Origin of the sequence: Bacteroides sp. 41_26 (assembly GCF_949740115.1) — a bacterium.
Lineage (GTDB): Bacteria > Bacteroidota > Bacteroidia > Bacteroidales > Bacteroidaceae > Bacteroides > Bacteroides nordii.
In genome coordinates this window covers 155,922-177,860 of record NZ_CATJGZ010000112.1, presented here as the reverse complement: position 1 = coordinate 177,860, position 21,939 = coordinate 155,922, and the positions used below count along the sequence as shown (strand labels likewise).

The 21,939-nt window shown below is 37.7% G+C and carries 16 protein-coding genes; 14 read left to right on the top strand and 2 right to left on the bottom strand.

What is annotated here, in order from left to right; genetic code table 11:
• Nucleotides 1–12: 12 nt before the first annotated feature.
• From QX565_RS17065 to QX565_RS17010, 12 genes are all read left to right on the top strand, one after another.
• Entirely contained in the window at nt 13–2,574 is a 2,562-nt protein-coding gene (locus QX565_RS17065) for a glycoside hydrolase family 3 protein (protein WP_289293641.1), read from the top strand.
• A 752-nt stretch (nt 2,575–3,326) separates the two neighbouring features.
• Nucleotides 3,327–4,571, top strand: a complete 1,245-nt coding sequence (locus QX565_RS17060; RefSeq protein WP_289293640.1) for a GDSL-type esterase/lipase family protein — start codon at nt 3,327–3,329, stop codon at nt 4,569–4,571.
• Between the two features lie 559 nt (nt 4,572–5,130).
• Nucleotides 5,131–6,306, top strand: coding sequence for a T9SS type A sorting domain-containing protein (locus QX565_RS17055; protein WP_289293639.1), 1,176 nt, complete (start codon nt 5,131–5,133; stop codon nt 6,304–6,306).
• Between the two features lie 31 nt (nt 6,307–6,337).
• The gene (locus tag QX565_RS17050) at nt 6,338–9,691 is read left to right on the top strand and encodes a DUF6443 domain-containing protein (protein ID WP_289293638.1); all 3,354 of its coding nucleotides are present in this window, start codon (nt 6,338–6,340) and stop codon (nt 9,689–9,691) included.
• Between the two features lie 6 nt (nt 9,692–9,697).
• A complete protein-coding gene (locus QX565_RS17045) occupies nt 9,698–9,925 on the top strand; it encodes a hypothetical protein (protein WP_221650095.1) in 228 nt (75 codons plus the stop codon).
• Between the two features lie 80 nt (nt 9,926–10,005).
• Nucleotides 10,006–10,233: a hypothetical protein gene (locus QX565_RS17040; protein ID WP_289293637.1), complete on the top strand. Its 228-nt coding sequence runs from the start codon at nt 10,006–10,008 to the stop codon at nt 10,231–10,233.
• Nucleotides 10,234–10,376: 143 nt separating this feature from the next.
• Nucleotides 10,377–10,814, top strand: coding sequence for a hypothetical protein (locus tag QX565_RS17035; RefSeq protein ID WP_221650093.1), 438 nt, complete (start codon nt 10,377–10,379; stop codon nt 10,812–10,814).
• Between the two features lie 556 nt (nt 10,815–11,370).
• On the top strand, nt 11,371–12,120 hold the full coding sequence (locus QX565_RS17030; protein ID WP_221650092.1) for an RHS repeat domain-containing protein: 750 nt from the start codon (nt 11,371–11,373) through the stop codon (nt 12,118–12,120).
• The gene (locus tag QX565_RS17025; RefSeq protein WP_221650091.1) at nt 12,110–12,472 is read left to right on the top strand and encodes a hypothetical protein; all 363 of its coding nucleotides are present in this window, start codon (nt 12,110–12,112) and stop codon (nt 12,470–12,472) included. Before QX565_RS17030 ends, QX565_RS17025 begins: the two co-directional genes overlap by 11 nt.
• A gap of 373 nt (nt 12,473–12,845) precedes the next feature.
• The gene (locus tag QX565_RS17020; protein ID WP_221650090.1) at nt 12,846–13,316 is read left to right on the top strand and encodes an energy transducer TonB; all 471 of its coding nucleotides are present in this window, start codon (nt 12,846–12,848) and stop codon (nt 13,314–13,316) included.
• Between the two features lie 171 nt (nt 13,317–13,487).
• Nucleotides 13,488–13,961, top strand: coding sequence for a hypothetical protein (locus QX565_RS17015; protein ID WP_221650089.1), 474 nt, complete (start codon nt 13,488–13,490; stop codon nt 13,959–13,961).
• Nucleotides 13,962–14,214: 253 nt separating this feature from the next.
• Entirely contained in the window at nt 14,215–14,469 is a 255-nt protein-coding gene (locus tag QX565_RS17010; protein WP_221650088.1) for a hypothetical protein, read from the top strand.
• A gap of 176 nt (nt 14,470–14,645) precedes the next feature.
• On the opposite strand, the gene QX565_RS17005 is transcribed toward QX565_RS17010, so the two are convergent.
• Both QX565_RS17005 and QX565_RS17000 read right to left on the bottom strand, forming a co-directional pair.
• Entirely contained in the window at nt 14,646–15,110 is a 465-nt protein-coding gene (locus QX565_RS17005; RefSeq protein ID WP_002558281.1) for a cupin domain-containing protein, read from the bottom strand.
• Between the two features lie 216 nt (nt 15,111–15,326).
• Nucleotides 15,327–16,265 (bottom strand): AraC family transcriptional regulator, encoded by a 939-nt coding sequence (locus QX565_RS17000; protein ID WP_221650086.1) that lies wholly within the window; start codon nt 16,263–16,265, stop codon nt 15,327–15,329.
• A gap of 237 nt (nt 16,266–16,502) precedes the next feature.
• Here QX565_RS17000 and QX565_RS16995 point away from each other — a divergent pair, with 237 nt between their 5' ends.
• Together QX565_RS16995 and QX565_RS16990 are read left to right on the top strand one after the other, a co-directional pair.
• The gene (locus QX565_RS16995; protein ID WP_289293635.1) at nt 16,503–20,453 is read left to right on the top strand and encodes a hybrid sensor histidine kinase/response regulator transcription factor; all 3,951 of its coding nucleotides are present in this window, start codon (nt 16,503–16,505) and stop codon (nt 20,451–20,453) included.
• Between the two features lie 90 nt (nt 20,454–20,543).
• Nucleotides 20,544–21,938 carry a sugar porter family MFS transporter gene (locus QX565_RS16990; RefSeq protein ID WP_221650084.1) on the top strand — a complete coding sequence of 465 codons (1,395 nt, stop codon included), beginning with the start codon at nt 20,544–20,546 and terminating at the stop codon, nt 21,936–21,938.
• The last annotated feature ends 1 nt before the right edge of the window (nt 21,939 follow it).

Here is a 21,939-nt window from a genome sequence, read left to right as displayed (position 1 = left end):
AGAATAATAAAAATGAATAGAAGATTATTACTGATTGTAGTAAGTGTGATTTGTGTTTTTTCAACTCAGGCACAAAATAACAGAGACATTTATCTGAATATGGATGTCTCTCAGCATGAACGTATCCTTGATTTATTGTCAAAACTGACCGTTGAAGAAAAAATTTCATTATTGCGTGCCACTTCACCGGGTATCCCCCGGCTTAACATAGATAAATATTATCATGGGAATGAGGCCCTTCATGGAGTTCTGCGTCCGGGAAACTTTACTGTATTTCCGCAAGCCATCGGATTGGCTGCTATGTGGAATCCACAATTATTGCATGAAATATCAACGGTAATCTCTGATGAGGCTCGTGCAAGGTGGAATGAGTTGGAACGTGGCAAGAAACAATCGGCACAATTTAGTGATTTGCTTACATTCTGGTCTCCTACCGTAAATATGGCAAGAGATCCACGTTGGGGACGTACTCCGGAGACTTATGGTGAAGACCCTTTTCTGTCGGGCAGGTTGGGCGTTTCATTCGTCAGAGGATTGCAGGGAGATGATCCTCGTTATCTGAAAACGGTGTCGACTCCTAAACATTTTGTAGCCAATAATGAGGAACATAATCGTTTTGAGTGTAATGCCATTATCAGTGAAAAGAATCTGCGGGAATATTATTTGCCCGCATTTGAAAAGTGTATTACGGAGGGGAAAGCCGCTTCTATAATGACTGCTTATAATGCTATTAATGATGTTCCCTGTACACTGAATAATTGGTTGTTGAAGAAAGTGCTTCGTCATGATTGGGGATTCGATGGATATGTGGTTTCTGACTGCGGAGGCCCGAGTCTCTTGTTCACAGATCATAAATATGTAAAAACGTTGGAGACTGCCGCTACTTTGTCCATACAAGCCGGGCTGGATCTTGAATGCGGGGATAATGTCTATATAGGACCTTTACTCAACGCTTATAAACAGTATATGGTTACTGAAGCAGAAATAGATTCTGCAGCTTATCGTGTATTAAGAGGACGTATGCGCCTGGGATTGTTCGATGATCCGGATTTGAATCCTTACAATAAGATATCGCCTTCGGTAATCGGTTGCGAGAAACACAGTAAATTGGCTCTTGAGGCAGCTCGTCAGAGCATTGTCCTGTTGAAGAATGAAAAGAATTTTCTTCCTTTAAATCCTAAAAAGATAAAATCGATAGCCGTAGTGGGGATAAATGCAGGAAATTGCGAATTTGGTGATTATAGCGGAACTCCGGTTAATCATCCTGTATCGGTGCTTGAAGGTCTTAGAAACAGATTGGGCGATCAGGTTGAGGTTGTGTATACTCCTTGGGTCTCTTCAGTTTCAGGATATGATATGATAACGAAATCGTATTTTCCGAATGGTCTGAAGGCAGAATACTATGATAATAAGGATTTGACAGGTACTCCTAAAGTACGTATAGACGATAATATCAACTTTGAACCGATCAATCAAGCTCCGGATCCTTTTTTACCGAAATCTCCATTGTCTATCCGTTGGAGCGGCGACCTCGTGCCTACTGCTTCGGGGAAGTATACATTGGCTTTTACTTCAGACGATGGTTGCCGGTTGTATATTGACGGAAAGAAAATTATAGATTCATGGCATAACCGAAGTGTAGAGACGGATAGTATATCTTTGTCTTTAGAGAAGGGGAAAAAGTATAAACTCGTTGCTGAATATTTTGATGGTGGAGGCAGTGCATCTGCAAAATTGTATTGGCGTGCACCCGATACCGATCAAAGAGCGGTGATTGACTTGTACGGAGAAGCCGGAAATATTATGAGAAAATGTGATTTGACGGTTGCCGTATTGGGAATAAATCAATCCATTGAACGGGAAGGACAAGACCGTTCTTCAATAGAACTTCCGAAAGAGCAACAAGCATTTATCGAAGAGGCTTATAAAATAAATCCGAATACGGTGGTCGTTTTGGTTGCTGGTAGTTCATTGGCCATAAACTGGATGGATGAACATATTCCTGCTATTGTCAATGCCTGGTATCCCGGAGAGGCGGGAGGTACTGCTATAACCGAGGTTCTGTTTGGAGATTATAATCCTGGCGGAAGATTACCATTAACCTATTACAACAGTTTGGACGAACTGCCTGCATTCAATGATTATGATATTCGTAAAGGGCGTACTTATCAGTTCTTTGAAGGCAAGCCGTTGTATGCGTTTGGTTACGGACTAAGTTATACCACTTTTTCTTATAAAAAACTGAATATTGATTCTTCCGGTGATACTGTGAAAGTAAGCTTCACACTGAAAAATACCGGAAAGTATGAAGGCGATGAAGTTGCTCAGTTATACGTAAAATACCAGGGAACAGATTCGTCTGTAAAGATGCCTTTAAAACAGTTGAAAGGTTTTGAGCGGGTACATTTGAAGAAAGGAGAAAGCAGACAGGTGATTTTGACTGTTCCGAAATCTGAATTGAGATTCTGGGATGAAGCAAAAGGAGAATTCTTTACTCCTTCGGGTGATTATCTGTTTATGGTTGGTAGTGCCTCCGATGCTATACAGCTTCAGCAAATTCTGAAAGACCTCTAGTTAAGGTAATTCAGATAAGATAATTTGTTGAAGAGGGGAGTATATCTTGTTCCTGTAAGTGGAGAAATAGCTCCGCTAAAGTGTATATATTAGCAATGATTAAGTGTATAGTATTTAAATGTTTATTACATAGTGTGTTGTGCGCTTGTTATATGATTTCTTATTATAAAACATCCGGGTGTTATTGTTGAAAACATCCGGGTGTTTTACTCAAGAACATCCCCATGTTTTATTGTAGAACATGGGGATGTTCTTGATTCTTACCTTTGGAGATGATGGATAGAGAAAGCATATTATTTGTAAGAAGAAAGTGTACTATGTTAAGTACAAGACAGTATATGTTTATTGCTTAGTTATAATGTCTGTTTCCAGCAAATATGATAGAGTCTATTGCAGTGGGTAAGGAACTCTTCAATACGGTTATTACATTGAAGTATATCCGAGATTTATTTAGTGTATCTGATGCGTATATGTTAAACTACGATATATATTGGGATACTTAGAGTGGGAAGTAATTCTTTTATTAATATAATACTTTTGTTCCATTTCTTTTTTGGACTGTCTCATGTTGTTTTTTGATATGATTCTGTTAGTATTTGATATATTATTTTTATGCGACATTGTATGGGCAGTCTATCTTTGTGATATAATCGAGCTCGTAAAACTGTTATGAAACAATTAATTTAGAAAATCTATTAAACTATTTTTGTGTGATTTTCTGAAGTTTAATGTTGATTTTAAAATTGTATATTATGGAAATATTCAGAAGATTTTTTTTAGCCTGTATGGCACTTTTGTTACTCACATTTACAGCATGTAAAGATACAGAAGACGAACTGTTACCGGAAACTACACTTTCAATTAGTTCTACACCTATAACTGTTGTAGAGGGGAAACAACTTTATCATTATATAATTACTACGGAAGTAATCAATCCTAACGGAGCTACTGTTATCACGGCTACAGGAGTGCCTTCATGGGCTGTTTTTAGTGATGCAGGTGATGGCACGGCAGAGATTAAAGGAGTTGCTCCGGAAGAGGCTTCTTCTTCAGATATTATTATCCATGCAATAAATAATGGGAAAGAAGTTACTCAATCGTTTAAGTTGACTGTCTCTTATATTCCTAAAGAAACACTTATAAATATTGTACCTATAACTACTCCCGTATTATTGCCCGGTGGATATGATTTTAGTTATACAATAAAGACTTCGGTTATTGACCCCGATGGAGATACTAAAATTATTGCTGATGATGTGCCGGATTGGTTAACTTTAAAAGACAATGGAAATGGAACGGCTGTTTTATCGGGAACTGCTCCTAAAGTGGCTTCTGCGCATATAGAAAATATAGAAATCTCAGCAACTAATAATAATGCCGTTGCAAAACTGAATTTTACCATCACCATTAAAGATGTTATAAAAGTTGCTTGTGTTGGTAATAGTATTACTTTTGGCTCTATGTTGACGGATCGGGTAAATGATTGCTATCCTACACAGCTATCTCACTTATTGGGGAATGGATATAATGTAGGTAATTTTGGAAAAAGTGGTGCGACGTTGTTAAGGAAGGGGGATAGGCCTTATGTGAATCAAGCAGAATATACAAAAGCTATAGAATTTGCTCCGGATATTGTTATAATAAAGTTGGGTACTAATGATACGAAACCTATGAACTGGACTTATAAAAGCGAATTTAAAAGTGATGCTAATTATTTGATTGATAAATTTAATGAACTCCCTTCTGTTTCTGCTATTTATGTATGTACTCCCTGTAAAGTTTATAAAAGTAATTATGGTATTACTGATGATGTGGTATTTAATGGGGTAATTCCTATACTAAAAGAGGTAGTGAAAGATAGGGAGTTAGTGTTGATTGATATTTATACTGCTGTTTCGGGACATGATGAGTGTTTCCAAAAAGATGGTGTACATCCGGATGCTGCGGGAGCAAAATTGATTGCAAATGAAATTTTTAGAATGCTTTCAGTTAAATAAAAGCAGAATAAAGCTTTGTTTTTAGGGTGTAATTTCATAAAGTAACTGGTTTATTTATGAATTCAGGCATTCGGATCAAGAGTTATAATATAGTTGAATTACAAATATTATTCTAATATGTATGGAAGGTGAAGAGTATATTAACTCTGTATTTATATCTGCCAGATATTAGTGAGATCGAATGTCTGTGCTATATTTTTGAATGAAGATTTAGATTATGTGATTGTTAAACCGGATTATACCTTTTATTATTATGGTGTAATCCGGTGATTTTATGCATTTATTCCATGTCATAATGTGATGAGACCTAGTATCTGTAAATAAATTATTGAAATGCAGGAGGAGAAAAGAATGGTTATTTTAAATATATTCGTATTTTAATAGAGAAGGCTGAATGTATGCTTATGTGTCTGTTGTAAAACATGTTTGATTATGATGTAGTGTATGGTTTATATGTGTATATTTGTAAACACATGCAAAAAAACGAAAAGACGTAATTTTATTTATATGAAGTTCTATTTTCTTTTTTGTGTATGTTAATAGCTAAACATACATAATTATGAAATCACTACTGTTCTTTTTATTGTCTGTTATTATTCCAATTCAGCTGTTTTCACAGCATTCTCTCGGGATTGCAACAAATCTTCCCCGTTCCGGTGATCATCTTCAGAAACAGGAAGTGTCTTATAAGTCTCCCGGATTAAAAGGTCCGGGAATCGTTTGGGATTTCAGTGAGTTAGAGAATAAAAATGCGAACTATAAGCTCAGATATACCTCTCTCCATTCTGATTCGGATACCATTATCGGTATCGAGCACCGTACGATGTATTATTACCAATTGTGCGGTGATACTCTTTTTACTCCCGGGTATGAGAACCCTACTACCCGCATCATGTATCGTGAGCCCGAAGCTTTACTTGTATTTCCCTTTCCTTATGGGCGTACCTTTACCAATTCTTTCGGTGGAAAGGGCAATTATTGCAATCGTATGAAGATTGATATTTGTGGTAATTCTACGGTTACGGCAGATGCTACCGGTATGATGGTCCTTCCTGGCGGGGATACTTTGCAGCATGTCCTGAGAATCCATACCCGCAAGTTAATCTTTGAGCAGATGAGTCCGGGATTCGTAAGTATTACTGCCGGTTTGGATACTTTACCTTCTGCGGTTTGTTATCGCGACAGTGTTAATTTGCATCTGGCTAATGATTCTTCTTATTTCCAAATTGACACCTGGCGCTGGTATGCGGAAGGTTATCGTTATCCTGTTTTTGAAAGCATAAACAGTGCCATTTGTACATCCGGCCAGAAATCGACTCATTTCTCAACCTCCTTTTATTATCCTCCTGAGGAACAATACTATGGCTTAAACGAAGATTCTGATAATCAGGAGAAACGGGATCGGATAGAGGCGGATAAACAGCCGGAATCTTTTATCCAGGGAGCTCCTGAAAATGAGAATAACGGTCACGGATATGAGGATGAATTTATTCATTACACCTTCACTTTAAGTGATCATGTGGTATCCTTGAATTATACCCTGAAAGTTGGTTCGGATGTGACTCTCGGTTTGTATGACATTCAGGGCCGTCAACAATCCTCCATACAGAAAGCCTGTCAGGCTGAAGGCAGTTATCAAAAACAGTTTCCGTTGGATGGTCTACCAGGCGGAGAATACCTGTTGCGTATCGTTGTAGGTGATAAAGCATACGGCGAGAAGATTCTGAAACGATAATCATTATTCTTTCCTTAAAAACAACACACTTATGAAACGTACCGGTATATTGGCAATTCTGTTTGTATTTGTTTTTGCCTGTGGCTTTTCTCAGGATATTAATCAAAACTATATCCGTACCCGCGTCATGCTACACGAAAGTGACCCTTCCAAATGTCTTGAAACGATACAGTATTATGATGGTCTGGGGCGTCCGTTCCTGAATGTACAAAAAAATGTGACCCCTTCGGGTACCAATCTTGCCACCCTTCAGGAATATGACGGAGTGGGGCGTGAATCAATATCCTGGTTGCCATATGTAACCTCTTCAGATTATTTATCGCCTCAAGACATAAAGAATGATATTTCTGCTACCTATGGTGGTGATTCCCGCCCTTTTAGTGAATCTGTTTATGAAGCTTCTCCTTTGAATCGTATTGTCAAGCAATACGGCCCCGGCGCTGCCTGGACTGATCATCCTGTATCAACAGCCTATCTGACAAATACTGCTACCGATACACTTTGCTGCAAATTATACAAAGTGGACACTTCCGGTTCATTGGTGCAGAATGGCAATTATGCCGCCGGTTCATTATACGTTAATCAAGCGGCAGACGAGGACGGGCGTCTATCCTACTCCTTCACGGATATGCTTGGACAAGTCGTTTTAACCAGGCAATTGGTTAGTGGTGAGCCTTATGATACCTATTATGTATATGATGACTTTGGGAATCGACGTTTTGTACTTCCTCCTGCCTATCAGGATACTCCCGATCTTTCTCTATATGGTTATCAATATAAATATGATTCCCGCAACCGGTGTGTTGAGAAGACTCTACCGGGTTGTGAGCCTATATGGTATGTGTACGACAAGGCAGATCATCCGATTCTTTCTCAAAGTGGCGTTCAACGTGCAAAACAGGAGTGGAGTTTTATGCTATATGACGCTCTCAATCGGGTTGTTGTAACGGGAACTATTCAAACACAACGTTCGAGGGAGCAATTGGCAAATGACTATAAGGATGTCTTATTCAAAGGAACACTCAGCACGAATTGTTCTTTCGATCTCAGCAAAGCAGATAACTTGTTGGGATACGAAGCCCCTGTTTTGTCGGGCTATAAAGTCAGGGTGCTGTTGGCTAACTATTACGACCGGTATGATTTCCTTTCTTTGGATTGTTTCAATACCTATGTGATGGATTATGTGGAAGATGCTTCGTTTGGTATCAGGCATGAAAGTGCTCAGGGGTTATTGACGGGAACGTATGTCCGTCAATTGGATGATTTGAGTAAAGGAGAGTTTGTTGCGCATTATTATGATGTGAGAGGGCGGGAAATACAGACAGTGAGTAAACTGACTCCGTACGGGCATTATAATCTTGGCTGGACCAAATATAATTTCACTGGTCAGCCATTGCTCACGAAATATCTGCATTCTTCCTCCTATTATATTTATCCCTATCCTCCCGGTGATCCCAGGGGTAATAATAGTCAGCAGGAACTTTACGAATATGACTATGATAATGCCTCGAGATTAATAAAAACCTATCACACTCATAATGGCGGACAGAGAGTCTTGCTTTCCGAGTTGATCTACGATAATTATGGCAGGCTACAGGAGAAGAGACGGCATGACGGGCAAGATACCGTGCGGTATACATATAATATAAGAAACTGGACCTTATCCATAAAAAGTCGGGGATTTGAAGAGGAGCTGTTTTACAATACCGGTTCATTTACCGATGCGGATCCTTGTTATAATGGCAATATATCCGCTATAAAATATAATCAAAACGGGAATAAATATACTTATCAGTTTCTCTATGATGGATTAAGCCGTTTGTCGGCTGCCAATGCTTATGACAGTCAGGGAATCAGAGTGCCGCATCATGAGTTTTATCTGTATGACAAGATGGGTAATATAACCTATCTGGAACGCAGACTGAATAGTAATAAAATAGATGCGTTGGAAATCCGGTACACAGGCAACCAGATAAAAAATGTATCTTTAAGAAATCCTATATCCGGTTATAGTTATGATTTTGGCAGTATGTCTTATCCTGATTTGTCGGATGCAGCCATTGAATATTATTATGATACTAACGGTAATTTAATTAAGAATTTAGATAAGGGAGTTGTTTCAACGCGGTATAATTTCTTAAATTTGCCGGATACCGTTCAATTCCAGAATGGGAATCAGATTATAAATAGTTATTTGGCCGACGGTAGAAAGGTGAAAACCGTTTATAAAACATATAGTACGGGAATAGTTGTTCCCCAGGATTCTGTCTATCATGGTAATGCTTCTTATAGCAAAGCTACGGATGAATGGAACGGTCATTATATGTATCGTACTTGGCAAAACAGTACCCCTGAGATGTTTATGGTTCAAACTCCCGAAGGTTATATCGGTGCAGATCATGTAGGCATTGACTCTCGTCGTAACTATGCTTATTATTACTATGTCCATGATCATTTGGGTAATGTTCGTATCACCCGTAATTCTCAGGGCTATTACCAGGATCAGTCTTTGGAATATTATCCCTCCGGTGTTCTGTTTGACCGTAGTGTTGACCTTTATCGTCAACCTTATATGTTTGGTGGGAAAGAACTGGTGAGCATGCATGGGCTGAATGAATATGACTTTACAGGACGGCGGCAGGATCCGCTTATACAGAGTTTTACTTCGATAGATCCGTTGTGTGAGAAATACTATTCGATAAGTCCGTATGTGTATTGTTTTAATAACCCGATCAAATATTTTGATCCGGATGGAAAGCAGCCCAGACCGGTAAGACCACCGGTTAGAAGAGGATATAGAAACGGCGGAAGACCAAATCCTTATACTTTTTATCCGGGAGGCGCTAAACCACAATCTTATATGCAAACTACAAACCTCTCTTATACAGGGAATGGGTTGAGAGGAACAGTAGCAATGGAACCACAATCTTTTTTGCTAACAGTAAATACAGCGGGAGGAAATAGTGTGCAGATGAGTAATAATAATGCAATAGCTCATTTTGCTACTGGTGTTGCGGAATTTACTGATGCGCATATAGATTTTAAGAACAAGTTAGCAAGTCTTGTTTCTACAGTGAAGTATGGCGAAGATGGTGTCATCCAAAATAGTACAGAACTTGTGATTAATGATCCTGATTTGGCAATACAGCAACTTAGTTATGAGACTCAGGCTACAGAAATGAATGAGAGTTTAGGTGAACTTGACTTTACTGGCAAATCGTTAGAGGAAATGGTAGAGATGTCTGCAGAGCGAAAAGCTACTATACAGAAAAAGTTAGGATTATCACCCAAAGATTTAATAATGATTGAATTTTTTACGAATCCAAATGCTTTTCAATCTACTCAACAAGAAAGAAGATTTTTACCAGAATTTAATCAACGATGATGAATTATGAAAAAGAGAAAGAATAAAAAGTGGACAACTAAAAATACTCATATAAAAAAAGAAAATAAAAGTATTGATATAAAACCTGAAAAATGGTATTTTAAATGGGGAACATGGATTATTATAGCATTGGCCATTTTAATTATAATATTACGTGCTTTAAATAGCCATATTGTAGGCTATGATCGTTTTATTGGTATGCCAATAGAGTGGATGCGATCACTACTTGATTAGTTTGTATAATGTGTATTGCTTATACTTTCTATTTCAGTCAATGTGACAGGTAGGAGGAATTTGGTTAATAATAATGAATTATGAAAAAGAGAAAGAATAAAAAGTGTACAACTAAAAATACTCATATAAAAAGATTTAATAAAAGTCGTGAGATAGAACCTGAAAAATGGTATGATAAATTAGCAACATGGGTTGTTATTGCAGTGGCTATTGCACTTATAATATTAATTGCTCTGAATAATCATATTGTAGGTTATGATAATTTTATTGGTATTCCAATGGAGTGGGTACGATCACTGTTTGAGTAATAGTCTTTTTATGGTTTTAAATTATCAATACAAAAAAGTTCTTTTGTATGTTTTGCTTAGATGGGAGAAACCCAATATTGGCATTATACAAGGCATATTGAGGATATAAGGCTTATAGGGCAGCAAGAGTAGCAGCTACGGCAGTGAGAGTTACGGATGCCACAACAATAGCCACAGCTACCACTGCGACTGCCACTTATAGTTATAATTATTTTCTAAGTCCTGAACAAGCAGCAAAAGCACAGCAATCATTACTTGATGGAATTAAGAGTGTTGTAAACCAAAATTCTGTAGTTTCTCCGGAATATAATAACCAGCGAAAACGTGAAAGGGATGCAAGAGATCAGCGAAATCAAGAACAAGCGAATATTGCCCAAAGTATTGATACTAATATATCAGGTACTATGCCAAATGGTGATCCTGCACCTAAAAGAGATCCTAATGATGGTCAAAAAGGGACAAAAACGGCTATTGGTGTTGTAATCGTTGCTGGTGGTGTTAGGAGTGTATTGGAGTTGACTAACCCAGATCCTAATAAAGATGCGATTGAAGCACATGAAGAAAGGGCTAAAACCTCTTAAACACAACCGGTACAAGATGACCAGGGATTATGGGAGAAATTCAAAAAATGGATGTTTAATGAATAAAGTTTGTTTATGAAAGATTTTTTTATTAATGTAGGTAGAAAGTTATTTATCCCTACGATTACTTTAATAATTACTTATTGTGTTTTGTATCAATATATAGCAAATTTCTCTTATCTTATTGTTATAAAACTAATATTGTTGATTTTATCCGTATTCTTATTTATAGGATGGATATTCGAATTCTTTAATGAGTTAAAACATAACAATAAGAGTCAAAAGCCTACGAAGAAAAGAGTTAAGAACTTCTATTTGAAATCATATGTGATAATTGTTCAAGTATTTTGTTATTATTGTGCGATTTATTTTCTGTTTTTTTTAGATAAGGAATCTATTCTATTCAATTACTTACTATTGTTTTTATTTGGATTATTGATTGGATGTAGAATTACACGTAAAGCCAACAGCTCTTTCGAGAACATTCAAGATAAATGAGTGGTCATGAGTGTGTATCTATTGGTTGTTAATATAATGAATATATTGGGATTGAACAATGAAAACCGTTTATAAAATATATACGATAGGGATAGTTGTTCCACAGGATTCTGTTTATCATAGTAATGCTTCTTATAGCAAAGCTACGGATGAATGGAACGGTCATTACATGTATTGTACTTGGCAAAAAAGTACCCCTGAGATGTTTATGGCTCAAACTCCCGAGGGTTATATCGGTGCTGATCATGTAGGCATTGACTCCCGTCGTAACTATGCTTATTATTACTATGTCCATGATCATTTGGGTAATGTTCGTATCACCCGTAATTCTCAGGGCTATTACCAGGATCAGTCTCTTGAATATTACCCCTCCGGTGTTCTGTTTGACCGTAGTTCTGAGCAGAGTCGTCAACCTTATATGTTTGGTGGGAAAGAATTGGTGAGCATGCATGGGCTGAATGAATATGACTTCACAGGACGCTGGCAGGATCCGCTTATATCGCGGTTTACTTCGATAGATCCGTTGTGTGAAAAGTACTATTCGATAAGTCCGTATGTGTATTGTGCGAATAATCCGATGAGAAATATTGATATTAAAGGTGATAGCACTACTATTTTGAATCTGGGATATGGTTTAAATCAGCACATAGCAATGCTTATACAAAATAATGAAGGGTTATGGCAATACTATTCTGTTAATGGAGATAATGTATATGCATCAGAAAATCATACAGGTGGACGTGAATCGGATGACTTGAGTAAAGGATTTTTTAGCTCTCCTCAAGAATTTATGGACAGTGAATATTAATCAAGCTGGTGATAAGAATGATGAGAACATTAATTCTTATGGATATTCTGAGGGGTACATATTGCCAACCACAGCAGAGCAGGATAATATAGCGAGAGAGACATTTGTTTCTATAAGTGAAAATGAAGAATATAGCTTTAATCCTTTTAATCCTAATCAATGCGCTACAGTTACTCAGAAAGCATTAAATGCAGCGGGAATCAAAACGGCAAGGAATAATATACGTATTGTGCAACGACAGTTTAGGCAAAAAGAATATGTGATTGACATGAAGCCTTATTTGCCTAGTTGTACTTTTAAGTCAATAATAAGGTACAATCCTAATGGTCAAATAATAAATAGAAAAAAATAAGATGCAGTTAAAGTATAAAATATTCTGGAATTTAAAGTTGGGCTATTGGATAGTGCAGGCTATATTACTTTTTGGAATAAAAGGTTATGGTTTACTCCCAGTCATAACAGCCATTGCAATTATATTATTATGTATATATGCTTTTTTTTGTTCCAATAGTCGGAATCGTATGATTTTATCGTTACTATTTATCGCATATACTGTACTTTTTGCATTTATCGCTATTATAAGTTCCGTTTTTATACATGATATTCTCATTAAAACAATGTTTTTTATGATAACTATTGTGAATTTTATTATTTCAATATCAATGTTTGTGGGTGTAAAAAATATTTAAATCACTAATGAAATAAAAATTTATACAAACAATATTATGAGAATTATTGGCTTAATTCCCCAGGTGTACCTGTTGGTCGTAAATAAATGCAGCTTATTCATTGTTGTTGTATTTTCCATGTTGTCTTGTTATTCTGTAAGAGACCAACAAACAAATGATGCTATACAGTATGATGATTTGACAAAGAAATACGTATATACCTTTGTTGAACAAATGCCCAATTACAAGGGTGGTGATGATACTTTTATAAAAGATTTTAGAGATAATTTTAGTTATAGTTTTAAACCATATGAAGATATTCAAACCAAACTTAAAGTTCTGTTTGTTATTGATACAAAAGGGAAAGTAATTGGTGTAAGAATTTACAATAAGGAAAAAAAACTAACTGATTTTGAAAAGGCAGGATTAAAAGCATTAGAGTTAATGCAAAATTGGGAAAGTGGAAAATATAATAACAAAAATGTTAATGTTATATTAACAAGGACGATAAATGTAGATTTTAGATAATCCGTTGGCGGAATCAAATTAGCATACGTTTATCTGTCAACGAGCTAATAATGGTAATTTAATAAAAAAATGAGGCGAGAGAGCACTTTAATCTTGCATAATTTCTTAAATCTGCTGGATACGGTTAAATTTTACCAGGGTTAAGATACATAATAAAAAAATTGAAGTAGTATGAAACAGAATATTTCTATAATATGGTTGATATTAACGCTTTGTATTATGTCGTCTTGTTTTACAGAGACAAAAAGAGAGTTTAAGTTCTATATTTCTGAAGTAAATATGTATGTGACTACTTTCAAACGTCCTGGTAAATTCTATGTTCTTATAAGTCCGACAAGATATGAGACATCACTTTCTGATAGCGTCGATTATATTGAATTAAGAATAGGTGCTTATGCCAATATTATTCTTGATTCATTGGATAATAGGAATGTATTTATCGAAGATTATTATGGAGACAAAAAGCCGAAAATTCATAAAGTTAACTATAATATCAATCTTGTGGAGAGTAATATCTTTTCAAAACAATATTTTGATAATCATCTCGCTAAGAAAGGATATATTCTTATGAACCTATCTACAGATGTATATGGAATAAATGTGGGCGGGAAGGTGATAAAGAAGGAAAATATATGGGGAGATTAGAAATCTATTGTATTGAATTTCTTGGAGTGCAGTGGATTATTCATATGTATATTGCATGAATGATCTATTTGTGGCAGTATGAGTGAATGGAGAAGCTTCTCAAAATCGTAAAGGGTGAAAAAATATAGCAGTTCAATAAGGATTATAGTGAAAATAGTACTTCAATAGAAAAAGTAAGTAAGCAAAGAATATAGAATAAGAGTGAAAATGATGCATTAGAAAGGAAGAATAGGGGATGGACTTCAAAACCATAATGATATTTATAGTAACTGTGCTGAATGTGCCTTATGGTTTAGGACAGAAGGATACACTCTGTTTTGACGAATATCATGGTGTCGATTTGAATGGTACGTTTATGAAAGATATTCCGGATGCGGTCCGGTCTATACCTTATTATTGGGAATTGAGTCCGGAGCAGTTGGAAGAACATTTGGATAAGATAAAGAAGCACAACGATAACGGTAGCGGTAACTCGCTTTATCATTCTGAGATAGGCGTTCAATACTAAGGGATTTATTATTCAGCTATAGCTACTTTAATCGTTTATGTGAGGTTTATCGAACTTTCTTTTAGCTCAATAGTAACCTTGGTAGGGAGAAACTCCCATCCTTTGTAATATAGGGGAATATCCTGCGAAAAACGATGGGATCCGATTTCTAAGGTATTTACGATAGTGTTGTATTACTATTGACACAATCGTCTTAGTACCTCTTCGTGCTCCGGAAAAAGCTTAGATAATTCATCAAATGTACCTAACTCGAAATTATCGAAAGTAAAGGCAGGAGCAACCGCACAACTAACCAGCGCATATCCGAAGTGTGAAGGCAGCTCGGCAGCAAACCAACATCCGGGCTCGATGGCTACTTGCTGTTCACCTGAAATATCGGTATTCATCAAATGAGTGACTAATCTTCCGTCAGGATGGATTACATATAACATTAATGGGTAACCGGCATGATAGTACCATACTTCCGGCGAAGAAAGTCTATGAAATGCTGATATTTCATTATTCTCTAATAAATAATATATGGAAGTCATAGCGGGTTTGTTACCATCTACCATTTTTCCGGTTCGGAAAATTTCTCTGTAATACCCTCCCTCCGGGTGACGACGTAAATTTAGATGTTCTATCCAATCTGCTGCTTTCATAAGGTTACTGATTTATTAATATAGTCCGGGATGAGGACTATTATATTGTCTGAATTACAAATGTATATGAATGTATGAACAGTAACAAGTAAAGTAACTAATATATTAGTTATATTAACTCTTCATTTATTCCGGCAGATACCAGTGAGATTGAATGGTTATATACATTGGGTTACGTATCCTGTAAGGATTTGTGTAACCCAATGCTTAAAGTGTTTATACCGCCATAATATGATGGGATGTTTGTACTGTAGTTCTGAAATATATGGTTCTATTCTTATTTTCTCTATACTGCGTGGGAGATAATTTCAGATAATTAGTAAATAGTCTTGAAAAATAAAGCGGGTCATCAAATCCTACCAATGGGCTGATTTGATTGACTTTCATTTCTGTCTCTTCCAGGTAATGGCAGGCTTTCTCCATACGGAGCTGTGCCAGATACTTGGAAGGAGAAGTTCCGGTCTGGGCTATAAATATTCTGGAGAAATAGGATACGGAGAGATTTACATGTTCTGCCATATTTTTTAGGGAGAGATGCTTGTGCAGATTCTCCCGCATAAATTTTAAGGAAGTATCAATGATATTACTTTCTTTAATGGTTTCTGATTCCTTTTTATTCTGATTGGAACATCTGATAATACCCAGGAAATGGAAGAATACACTGGTTGCATAAGACATCTGTTCGGTGCTATTTTCTTGTTGTAATGTGTTGAATATCTCTTCGAACATGTCTATCTTATTTTTAAATCTCGACTGTGAGTTATAAGGCATGTCCTGAGGTACATCAAACCCTTTGCTGAAATATCCTGCTTTTTTACCGTTGAAGTGAATCCAGTAAATGGACCATGGTTTCCCTTTACTGCTTCCATAGGCGTGCGGGGTTCCCTGAGGGATAATAAAGAATTGATCTTCTGTTACTTTTGACTTCTTACCATTGTATTCGAGCCATCCTTCGCCTTTTACACAATATATAAGAATGTAATTGGTGGAGCTTTCCGACTCTCTACGGCAGTAATGATATTCGGCATTTGGAAAATAACCCATATTGGAGAAATACAACTCTTTGCCTAATTCGTCGTTTTTGAATTTTTCAATTGCGAATGAGGGAAGACTTATCAGTCGTTCACCTTTGAATCCTTCTTTGATCTTCAGCATAGTATTAAAATAATTAAAGGTTATTGCTCATGGTGCAAATATAAAGGAGCGGTTTTGCAATGGATATTCGATAAAAATGAAAAAGTATCAGATTTTGATTTTGTGGGGTGTAAGTACTTTTTTTAGTGAATATATTATATTTTAGTATCGAAATTTTATATTTTTCGGTGTTTGTATCGGGAAAAAGATATTTTATAATACTTAATAGTTATTTTTGTATCCATATATTGTATTACTATGAAAGCAACTTTGTGTCTGATCCTTTTTCTTAATCTATCAGTTTGGTCATTATTGGGACAGGTTCATTTTACCCGTTTGAATAATGAAGACGGATTGTCACATAGTGAAGTAAAGGCTATATTGCAGGATAGCTACGGATATATGTGGATCAGTACGCGTAATAAACTGAACCGCTATGACGGGTGTGAGTTTAAGGTATTGGATTGTTATGACCCGATAGCGAATAAGCGCAATAACAATACGGCTGCTTTGTGTGAGGATATGAACCGGCTATTGTGGGTAGGCACGGATGAAGGTGTTTTTATCTATGATCCGGTGGTGGAGACTTTTACTTATCTGGAACGTTGGCTGAATCTTCAGGACGCAGGTTTTCTATATAACTGGGTTTCAAATATCGTAGCTGACAAGGAGGGGAATATGTGGATTGTTCTACCTTCTTGTGGCATACTGAAAGTGAATGTACAGACAAAAGCATACAAACTTTATTCAAATTTTGGGCACACTGTGTTTGAAAAAGGAGGACCATTGTCATTGACAGTGGACGGACAGGGTGCTGTCTGGGTTGGATGTATTGACCAGGGAATTTGCCGGTATGACAAAGCGAAAGATGATTTTGTACAAGTACTGGAAGAAACCGGGGTATTCCGGGGGAAAGGAGTGTATGCAATGCTGTCCTGCAAAGAATCTTTATTTGTTGCTTTACACGAGGGGCGATTACTGAGGTATAATAAGGAGACAGGAACGCTGGCTCTGCATGACTTTCCGGAAGTAGACAATGTGATGATCCGCTGTTTGATGATGCCAAAGGATGAAGAACTATGGGTCGGTACAAATAATGGGGTGTATATCTATAATTTGTTGACTAAAAATTGTACTGTATTCAGGAACGATTCTTTTGATTCACACTCGCTTAGCTGTAATACAGTTACTGATATGTATATTGATAAAGAGAAGGGCATCTGGGTTGGTACTCTCTACGGAGGGCTGAATTATCAGAGTCGTAGTGCCGGGAACTTTACGGTTTATATACCGAATGATCATCCGCAGAGCGTACAAAGCCAGTGGATTCATGGCTTGTATTGGGATGCCGATATGCAGAAGCTTTGGGTGGGAACAGAAGATGAAGGCTGTTCGGTTTTTGATAAGAAGACATCGGAGTTTAGCAGGATTAGTGCACGTCATACGGCTCCCATCACTTATATACGAAAAATCAACGGGAATATCTGGATTGGTTATTTTAAGAATGGGTTGGATATTATATCTCCTTCCATGAAGATAACACACTATTCAAGTTTTGAACTGGGCTTGAGAGAAGAAAGTATCTATGCCTTTTGTGAAGATCACACGGGTACCATTTGGATCAGTGATGGTGGAGGAGTATACAGGGCGCAGAAAGGGACGATGCGTTTTGAGAGAGTAACAGAATTCGGAAACGGATACATACAGGATATTATGGAGGATAGCCAAGGGAATATCTGGATTGCGGCGATGGGTAGTGGATTATACAAATACAATATTCATTCCCGTAAATCGAGGCAATATCTTGCTGACGGTAAACCTGGGTCTATCAGTTCGAATTCGGTCAGTAGTATTTTAGAAGATAGTAAGGGACGCATCTGGGTCAGTACGGATCGTGGTGGCATTTGCTGTTTTCAGAACGGGGCTTTTCAAGCCTATTCGCTTGCTGAGGGACTTCCGGATGATATTGTTTACAGAGCAGTGGAAGATGCCCATGGAAATATCTGGTTTGGAACAAATCACGGACTTGTGCGGTTGGAACCGGATACTAAAGAGGTACAGGTTTTTGATAAGAAAGACGGTTTGAGTGTCTCTAGATTCAACTATAACTCAGTGGCGATGACAGATAAAGGTACCATTTTTATGGGGACGATGCATGGATTGGTTTCGTTTAATCCGGGGCAATTTGTGAGAAATGATTTAATCCCTTCTGTCTATTTCACCGATTTTCTGGTAAATGGTAAGAATCTTCTTCCCAATGTTATTAACCAGTATGAAAAGAACTATAAGATCACGCTTAATTATGATGAACGAAATATCAGTATCCGTTTTGTTGCATTGAGTTTTGCTTCTCCTGGGGCAAATCGCTATGCTTATCGTATGAGCAATGTAGACAATGATTGGATTTATACGGATAAGAATGTGATTTCTTATGCCGGACTTACTACCGGAAAATATGTGCTTCATGTGAAGGGAGCCAATAACATGGGAGTATGGGATGAAACTGAAAAGGTGTTGAGCATTGATGTATTGCCACCGTGGTGGGCATCTCCTATGGCTTATGTAATCTATGTGCTGGTAGTACTTTCATTACTTTTTTATTGGATTCGTACATATCTGAAAAGGATAGCCCGTAGAAATGAGGAAAAGAATCTCATCTATACAATCGAAAAAGAGAAGGAGCTTTACGAGTCGAAAGTAGCGTTCTTTACGAATATTACGCATGAGATACGTACTCCGTTGACACTGATTAACGGCCCGTTGGATCTGGTAATACAGGAATCTGCACTTTTCCCGAAGAATGTACAACGTTATCTGGGATTGATAAAGCAGAATGTGGAACAACTGTTGAATCTGGTCAGTCAGTTACTGGATTTTAAGGCTGCCGAAAATATGAATAAACCGTTGATTTTCTCAGAAATTAAGGCTTTGCATCTGATTGAATCTCTGAAAGAACGATTCTCTGTGTTACTTTTGGAACGGAATAAAACCTTTGAAGTTATAGCGGACCGCGTAGATCCGGATATTTGTGTCATTGCAGATAAGGATGCGGTTGATAAGATAATGAATAACCTCATCTTTAATGCGATCAAATATAGTGATACGTGTATTACCGTGCGGGTGAGTCGTGATGATGAGTTTTTGATACTTGAGATCATAAATGATGGTTTGCTGGTATCAAAAGATATGCACGAGGCAATCTTTGAACCTTTTGTCAGGGCAGAAAACAGTAAGGAAAATATAGGGGTAGGCATTGGATTATCGCTTTGCCGGAGCCTGGTGGAACAACATCGGGGTACTTTAACTTATCAGGAAATGGAAGGTTTGAATTGTTTTGTACTGAAACTTCCCGTTCGTCAGAAAATAACGGAGAACGTACAGGCTGTTGAAATGAGCAACGGGCAGATTCAGCTGAACCGAAACAGTATAAGAGTGACTTTACTGATCGTGGACGATCATCCGGATGTGGTGGATTTCTTATCAGAGCAGCTATATGAGGAGTATACCATCCTGACAGCTTCGGACGGAGTACAGGCCCTCAATATAATAGAGCATAATAAAGTGGATATTGTATTGAGTGATATTATCATGCCTAATCTGGATGGTTTGTCTTTGTGCCGTAAACTGAAGTCGGAGGTAAACACCAGCCATATATTGGTGGTGTTGTTAACATCGAAGAATGATGTCAGTACAAAGATTCAAGGACTGGAAGCCGGGGCGGATGCATACATTGAAAAACCATTTAATCTGAATTATTTGTCGGCTTTACTAAAGAGCCTGATAATAAATAAAAACCGCGATATCAGCTTGCAGAACTCTAAACCATTGGTACCTATCGGCCAGGTAGAGATTAATAAGGCTGATGAGAATTTTGTGAATCAGGTAGTAGATATCGTGAATGCGAATATATCCGATCCTGCTTTTAATGTAGAAGTGCTGACTAATAAGATGTGTATGAGCCATTCTAATTTCAGCAAAAAACTGAAGGGAATTGTGAATATGAGTCCTGTAGAATTTATCCGCTTTGTTCGTTTGAATCGTGCGGCAACTATTCTTTCACAGGAGGATTGCCAGGTGAATGAGGTGAGTGTACTGGTAGGTATAAACTCTACAAGCAATTTTATTCAGCAGTTTCAGAAGCAGTTTGGTAAAACTCCCAATGAATTCCGAAAAGAATGTAAGCGGAAGGGGATTGAACCGGAAAAGTAAAATTGTCCATACTTTAAGTAATTCTCTCTATTTCTTTATAGGCTAAATCCCGGTTACTTTGCGGTCATCAAATTAATGATTAATATTTGTATGATCCTAATGAAAACACAATCAAATCTTTATCTGTTCCTGATAGCTTTAATATCGGCTATGGGAGGTTTCCTTTTCGGCTATGACTGGGTAGTGATAGGGGGAGCCAAACCTTTCTACGAACAATATTTTCAAATTGCGGATAGCCCGGTCTTACAGGGCTGGGCAATGAGTAGTGCACTGATAGGCTGTCTGGTGGGTGCACTGAGTGCCGGAAAGATGAGTGACCGTTTCGGGCGGAAGCCTATTCTCACATTGGCGGCAGGGCTTTTTATCTGTACGGCTATTGGTACAGGTGCCGCTCACTCCTTTACTTTTTTCAATATTTTCAGATTGATAGGTGGATTTGCTATTGGTATAGCTTCCAGTCTATCTCCTATGTATATTGCTGAAATTGCTCCGGCTCATTTGCGCGGACGTTTTGTCTCTATTAATCAGTTGACGGTTGTATTAGGTATTCTTGCTTCTCAGATTGTGAATTGGCAGATTGCAGAGCCGGTGGCTGTAGGAGCGACTTACGAGATGATACGTGAGTCATGGAACGGACAAATGGGTTGGCGTTGGATGTTCTGGGCCATGACAGTTCCTGCGGCATTGTTTTTTGTTTTTAGTTTTATACTTCCTGAGAGTCCCCGTTGGCTGGCATCTTCCGGGCATAGAGAGGCTGCTTTTAAAGTCTTCAGCCGAATGGGTGGGCATGATTATGCTCGCCAGGAGTTGGATGCAATTGCTATGGCTTCTTCGAATGGCGAACAACAAGGAGGCTTTAAACAATTGTTGCGTCCTGCAATGCGCAAAGTGCTGATTATTGGTATTGTGATGGCTGTTTTGCAGCAGTGGTGCGGCATTAATGTGATATTCAACTATGCACAGGAGATATTCATGGCTGCCGGATATGGTGTCTCGGATGTGTTGATGAATATCGTGGTGACCGGAATCACTAATGTGATATTTACAATTCTGGCTATGTTTGTGGTGGATCGTTGGGGGCGTAAGGCGCTTACCCTGATAGGCTCATTCGGGTTGACTGTGATTTATGCTTTTATGGGGGCGGCCTATTATTTTCATATTACCGGTATTGTACTGCTCATTATTGTAGTGATGGCTATTGCATGTTATGCGATGACACTGGCAACAACGATGTGGGTGATTATTTCTGAAATTTTCCCCAACCGGGTTCGGGGGGTAGCTATGTCAGTCTGCACATTTGCTCTGTGGGGGGCTTGTTTCATTCTTACATATACTTTCCCGGTACTGAATAGCGGATTGGGAGCTGCCGGAACCTTCTGGCTTTATGGCATCATCTGTCTTGCCGGGGGGATTTTTGTGGTGTTCTGTCTGCCCGAAACCAAAGGTAAGAGTCTGGAAGAATTAGAAAAAGAATTAATAAAATAGT

Coding starts and splice junctions, on each gene's coding strand:
- QX565_RS16990 (WP_221650084.1), top strand. CDS start 20,544: ATGATCCTAATGAAAACACAATCAAATCTTTATCTGTTCCTGATAGCT.
- QX565_RS17000 (WP_221650086.1), bottom strand. CDS start 16,265: ATGCTGAAGATCAAAGAAGGATTCAAAGGTGAACGACTGATAAGTCTT.
- QX565_RS17005 (WP_002558281.1), bottom strand. CDS start 15,110: ATGAAAGCAGCAGATTGGATAGAACATCTAAATTTACGTCGTCACCCG.
- QX565_RS17040 (WP_289293637.1), top strand. CDS start 10,006: ATGAAAAAGAGAAAGAATAAAAAGTGTACAACTAAAAATACTCATATA.
- QX565_RS17030 (WP_221650092.1), top strand. CDS start 11,371: ATGAAAACCGTTTATAAAATATATACGATAGGGATAGTTGTTCCACAG.
- QX565_RS17015 (WP_221650089.1), top strand. CDS start 13,488: ATGAAACAGAATATTTCTATAATATGGTTGATATTAACGCTTTGTATT.
- QX565_RS17060 (WP_289293640.1), top strand. CDS start 3,327: ATGGAAATATTCAGAAGATTTTTTTTAGCCTGTATGGCACTTTTGTTA.
- QX565_RS17010 (WP_221650088.1), top strand. CDS start 14,215: ATGATATTTATAGTAACTGTGCTGAATGTGCCTTATGGTTTAGGACAG.
- QX565_RS17045 (WP_221650095.1), top strand. CDS start 9,698: ATGAAAAAGAGAAAGAATAAAAAGTGGACAACTAAAAATACTCATATA.
- QX565_RS17050 (WP_289293638.1), top strand. CDS start 6,338: ATGAAACGTACCGGTATATTGGCAATTCTGTTTGTATTTGTTTTTGCC.
- QX565_RS17065 (WP_289293641.1), top strand. CDS start 13: ATGAATAGAAGATTATTACTGATTGTAGTAAGTGTGATTTGTGTTTTT.
- QX565_RS17055 (WP_289293639.1), top strand. CDS start 5,131: ATGAAATCACTACTGTTCTTTTTATTGTCTGTTATTATTCCAATTCAG.
- QX565_RS16995 (WP_289293635.1), top strand. CDS start 16,503: ATGAAAGCAACTTTGTGTCTGATCCTTTTTCTTAATCTATCAGTTTGG.
- QX565_RS17020 (WP_221650090.1), top strand. CDS start 12,846: ATGAGAATTATTGGCTTAATTCCCCAGGTGTACCTGTTGGTCGTAAAT.